Genomic DNA, 4,985 nt, shown 5'->3' with positions numbered 1-4,985 from the left:
TTCAGGGCGACGATCGTCGCCTTTCCGCCGGGCACCGCGCCGGAGCCGATCTTCGACCTGCGCCGCCGGCTCGGCCTGTTCAACCTGCGCGAAGTGCATCTCGGGCTGATCCGGGCAACGGGTTCCGGCGCGCCGAACTGGCAGCTCGCGGTGAGCAAGAACGGGCATCGCATGGCCGCGAGCGATCTCGTGATCGACGGCCGGCTTACCCTCGGCTCGCTGGTCACCCGCCTCTACATGCTGGACGACCTGTTCGCGGCCCGGGATGCGCAACTCGTGGTCGTGGTGACGGCGCCGCGCGGCGGGCTGCCGACCGTTGCTGCCCTGCGCCATGTGCTGGCCAGCCCCGCGCTGACGCCCCCCGCCCTCGGCAAGATCGCCCGCGCCGCCGCGAACCGGTAGGCCGATCCACGCGGGCGCCGCATCGATCGGGGATGCTATGCCGGTTGCCCCCCTTGGAAGCGGAAGATTTCGGCCGATCTTGAAGGGATGGGCCGGAGCGTCTCGGGGAGTGAGGGGATGCGCGTGAGGAATGGCTGGCGACTGGGTCTGATGGCGCTGTGGTCTCTCGGCCTCGCCGGATGCGCCGGGCCGCACCTTGCCAGGACGATGAGCGCCTATGTCGGCAAGCCGGAATCGGCGCTGGTGGCGGCGCTGGGCGTGCCGGCCAGCCGCACCGAAAGCGGCGGGATCACCTATGATCGCTACGAGCGGACGATCACCTACTCGGTCCCCGGCTGGGTCGGCGGGCCGCTCTTCGTGGACCAGAGACCGGCGATCGGCGGAATTCCCCCGGCCGTCCCGCCCCAGACCTATCACAATACCTGCACCGTGACCTTCGCCATCGTCGGCGGCGTGGTGCGTTCCTACACGGCGCACGGGTCCGTCTGCTGATCCTGCTTCATTCATCAACAGGATCGGGCGCTGCATACGGTCTGGACGAGGGCGCCGCTCAGGTGGCCGCGAGCGCGCCGGACACGATCGTCCTGGTCACGCCCCGGGCGAGCCGCTCGACGGCGCCGGCCGGGCGGGCCGCGCCATGACGCTGCCGGATGCGCAGAACCGGCTTGCGGGCACCGTGTCTCCATGCCAAGTTTTCCGGCAAATGCCCGATAACGTCAGACCTTATGAAAAGGATCCGGGGCGCGGCGATGATCGGCTCTGGGCCGTTATCGCCACCATCGGCCGTGTTGTACGGATCGCCGACATTCATGCCAGCCACACCCGCGCCCAGGCTGACCAGATCTGGCGCGAGCAGCAGGTGCGGGCCTATCTCGGCTTTCTGCAACGCTGCGAGCTGCCAGTGCCGCGCTATACGATCCGCTCGATGAGCCGCGCGCAATTGCCCCGCGGGTGGCGGCCGCTGCCGGCGCTCGGCTTTCTGAACGGGCGCATGTCCTGAATGGGCGCGGTGCCGCTCTCTCGGGACCGCGCAAGCAATGATCCGCCGTTCCGCTCCGGGAGAGACCTGGCCGCGAACCCGGCCCGGTGCGCGGGAGCGGTGCTCGTGATGAGGATGCCAGGCGCGGTCACCCGGGCCGGGTTGGCCTGCCGTGCTCCGGTATCGTCAGCCGCGCGTCCGTCCCCGGCGCTGTGAACGGCGCGGCACCTTGTCGTCCGCCGTGGTGCATGGGCGCTCCCGTGGCCGTTCATCTGCGCCACCGAAAGGGTCGATCAAAAGATTTCATTTGAACGATGGCGGGGACGGGCCAGATCCGGTGCGGACACGGCAGAGCGGAACGGGCCGGGACGATCCGTTCGGACGTGCACGAATTCAATGCAAATGCAGGTCTGGAACATAATCATGGGCAAAGACATTCATAATTTCTTCGATCTTGACGAAATCAAGGCGAGATTTCCCGACGCTGCGGATTCCGTGATTGTCGATGCCTATCTGTCGGACAGTGAATCGGCAAGTTCCCGTGTCTTTCGTTTGTATCGGCCATTGCCGAGGCATTTTCACATGAATTGCGACGAGCACCTCCTGCTCCTGGATGGCGAGGCCGATTTCAGCCTGGCCGACGAGCCGCCGCGCCGGCTTCGCGCGGGCCAGATGGTGATGTTCCTGCGTCACGTCGTGCATGCGATCCGGCCGGTCGAAGGCGCCGCCCCCGCGATATTCCTGACCGTCGACACGCCACGCCGCGCGCCGGACGATGTGCATTTCGTGGACCCGGCAGATGAGGCGGGCCCGCGCTTCGTGACCCATCTCGCGGGCTACGGAAGCCGCCGGTGACGAACGGGTTCCGGGGCCCTCGGCGCCGATGATCGGGAGGCGGCCGATCGCGTCGGACCGCGCACGTTGAACATTTCGTGCTATTTCCGTGCAGGCGGATTCGGTTTTTGTCATATGATGCCTTGGGAAACGTTGAAAAGTCGAAAGCATGACCATCGCCGACCATGTGCGTGAGATCGAATCCGTCTGGCAGGGCAATGCCAGCATGCGCGACCCCTATGTCATCCAGTCCTGGCGCCGCTGCCTCGATGACTACCGCCTTGATCCTGCGGTGAACGCCGAAGCCGTCATCCTCCCCGAGGGACGGCTGAAGGAGCACCGCCAGCAGGCCGAGGGACTGATCGCCATCGCCCGGTCCGGCCTCGAGCGGCTTTATGGCAATGTCGCGAACCAGGCCTATGTCCTGCTCCTCGCAGACCGGGCTGGCGTCACCGTCGAATATCTCGGCGATCCCCGCTACGATGACGATCTGCGCCGCGCAGGGCTCTATCTCGGCTCGGACTGGGCCGAATCGCATGCCGGCACCTGCGCCGTCGGTGCCTGCATCGCCACCGGCGAGGCGTTGACGATCCACCAGACCGACCATTTCGACATGACCCACACGCCGCTCTCCTGCACGGCGGCGCCGATCTACGATACCGCGGGGCAGCTTTCCGCGGTGCTCGACATCTCGCTCCTCAAATCGCCCGTGGAAAAGACCAGCCAGAACCTGGCCCGGCACCTTGTCACCACCACCGTGCGGCGCATCGAACTCGCCAACCTGATGGAACGCACCCGGCGCCAGTGGGTGCTGCGTTTCGCCCTCTCTCCCGAGTTTCTTGATGTCGACCCCGAAGGCGGCATCGCGATCGATGATTCCGGCCGCATCGCCGGCCTCACCCACGGCGCGGCGCGCATGCTCGCCCGCGCCGCGGGGCGCGACTGGCGCCGCCCGGAGCAGTTGATCGGCCAGCCGATCTCCCGCTTCCTCGATCTCTCGATCGACGATCTGCCCGCCCTGATGCGCGGCCGGCCAACCCATGAGCGCGTGCTCCGCGCCCGTGACGGCAACATGCTCTTCGCCCATGCGATCGAGCCGCCGCCCCGTCCGCGCGCAGCACGGCAAACCCTGCCGCCCGCCCTCCGCCGCCTCGGCGGCGAGACGCCCGAGATCAAGGCGCTTCAGGACCGTGCCGCGCGCTTTGCCCGCACCGACCTGCCGGTGCTGATCCACGGCGAAACCGGCACCGGCAAGGAATATCTCGCCCGCGCAATTCACGAGGCGAGCGGCGCGAAAGGCCCCTTCGTCGCGGTCAACTGCGCTGCGATTCCGGAAACCCTGGCCGAATCAGAGCTGTTCGGCCACGCTCCCGGCGCGTTCACCGGAGCGGCCCCGCGCGGCCGCCGCGGCCTGATCGAGGAGGCGGATGGCGGCACGCTGTTCCTCGACGAGATTGGCGACATGCCGCTCTCCCTGCAGACCCGCCTGCTGCGCGTCCTTGCCGAACGCACGGTCCAGCCCCTCGGCGCCGCCCGCCCGCGCAAGGTCGGTTTCCGGTTGATCTCGGCCTCGCATCGCGACCTTCGCGCATTGGTCGCCGCGGGGAGCTTCCGCGAGGATCTCTTCTATCGGCTGAACGTCGCCGCGCTCAGCCTCCCGCCGCTGCGCAGCCGCGGCGATTTCGACTGGCTGCTCGCCCGTCTGCTGGCGACGCGGCAGCGCGAGGGGCGGCCGGTCCGTCTCGCGCCGGATGCCGCCGCCATGCTTCGCGCCCACCGGTGGCCGGGCAATCTGCGCGAACTCGACAACGTCCTCGCGGTGGCGACCGCCTTGTGCGAGGAAGGCGAAATCCGCGTTGCGGATCTTCCCGGCGGTCTTGGCCCGGTCTCCGTTCGAACGGAGGACGATGCGGCCGCTTCGCTCCGCGCCGCGCTCGATGGCTGTGGCGGCAATGTTTCCGCTCTCGCCCGCCGCCTGGGCTGCGACCGTACCACCTTGCACCGCCGGATGCGCCGCCTCGGCATCTCCGGCCGCCTCCGCCCGCAGCACTGAGCGCCACGGAACGCCACACAGGGGCGCCACACTGTGGCGCCATCCTGCCCGGCCGGCCGCGCATTTCCGCCGAATCCGGGCTGGCATGCCGTTTGCTTTTCACTCGTTCGCAACGCCAAGATTGCAAGGAGGAACGACGTGAAAGCACTACGATTCCATGCCGCCCGCGATCTGCGGATCGAGGACGTCGCCGCACCTGACCGCAAGCCGCCGCCCGGTCAGGTCCTCGTGCGCAACCGCTTCGTCGGCATCTGCGGCACCGACCTGCACGAATACGCCTACGGGCCGATCTTCATCCCCACCACGCCGCATCCCTTCACCGGCGCCCAGGGGCCGCAAATCCTCGGGCACGAATTCGGCGGTGTCGTTACCGCGATCGGCGAGGGCGTCTCCAGCGTGAAGCCGGGCGACCGCGTCTCCGTCCAGCCCCTGATCATGCCGCGCGCCGGCGATTATTATGCCGATCGTGGCCTGTTTCACCTCAGCCCGCAGCTGGCGCTGGCCGGCCTCAGCTGGGCCTGGGGCGGCATGGCCGAGGAAGCTATGCTGCACGAATACAACGTGCAGAGGATTCCCGACGCGCTGAGCGACGAGGAGGCCGCCCTGGTCGAGCCCGCCGCCGTCGCCGTCTATTCCTGCGACCGCGGCGGCGTCGGCGCGGGCAGCGCGGTGCTGGTGACGGGCGCCGGGCCGATCGGCCTGCTCACCCTGCTTGCC

At 68.3% G+C, this 4,985-nt stretch carries 5 protein-coding genes and 1 pseudogene; all 6 read left to right on the top strand.

The window, feature by feature from the left end; all coding sequences use genetic code 11:
* Window positions 1–402: pseudogene (locus APM_RS04530) on the top strand (exosortase); the annotation flags it as partial.
* 117 nt (window positions 403–519) lie between these two features.
* Window positions 520–894 carry a hypothetical protein gene (locus APM_RS04525; protein WP_012040450.1) on the top strand — a complete coding sequence of 125 codons (375 nt, stop codon included), beginning with the start codon at window positions 520–522 and terminating at the stop codon, window positions 892–894.
* A 145-nt stretch (window positions 895–1,039) separates the two neighbouring features.
* Entirely contained in the window at window positions 1,040–1,402 is a 363-nt protein-coding gene (locus APM_RS04520) for a hypothetical protein (RefSeq protein ID WP_007422170.1), read from the top strand.
* Window positions 1,403–1,783: 381 nt separating this feature from the next.
* Window positions 1,784–2,236, top strand: coding sequence for a cupin domain-containing protein (locus APM_RS04515; protein ID WP_241763103.1), 453 nt, complete (start codon window positions 1,784–1,786; stop codon window positions 2,234–2,236).
* Between the two features lie 148 nt (window positions 2,237–2,384).
* Window positions 2,385–4,268 (top strand): sigma-54-dependent Fis family transcriptional regulator, encoded by a 1,884-nt coding sequence (locus APM_RS04510; protein WP_007422168.1) that lies wholly within the window; start codon window positions 2,385–2,387, stop codon window positions 4,266–4,268.
* Window positions 4,269–4,406: 138 nt separating this feature from the next.
* On the top strand, window positions 4,407–4,985 hold a 579-nt coding region (locus tag APM_RS04505), incomplete at its 3' end, for an alcohol dehydrogenase catalytic domain-containing protein (RefSeq protein ID WP_007422167.1).

This window comes from Acidiphilium sp. PM (genome assembly GCF_000219295.1).
In the GTDB taxonomy this organism is placed as follows: Bacteria; Pseudomonadota; Alphaproteobacteria; order Acetobacterales; family Acetobacteraceae; genus Acidiphilium; species Acidiphilium multivorum.
Note: the sequence above shows the minus strand (reverse complement) of the source record. Positions and strands in the feature narration are given on the sequence as shown.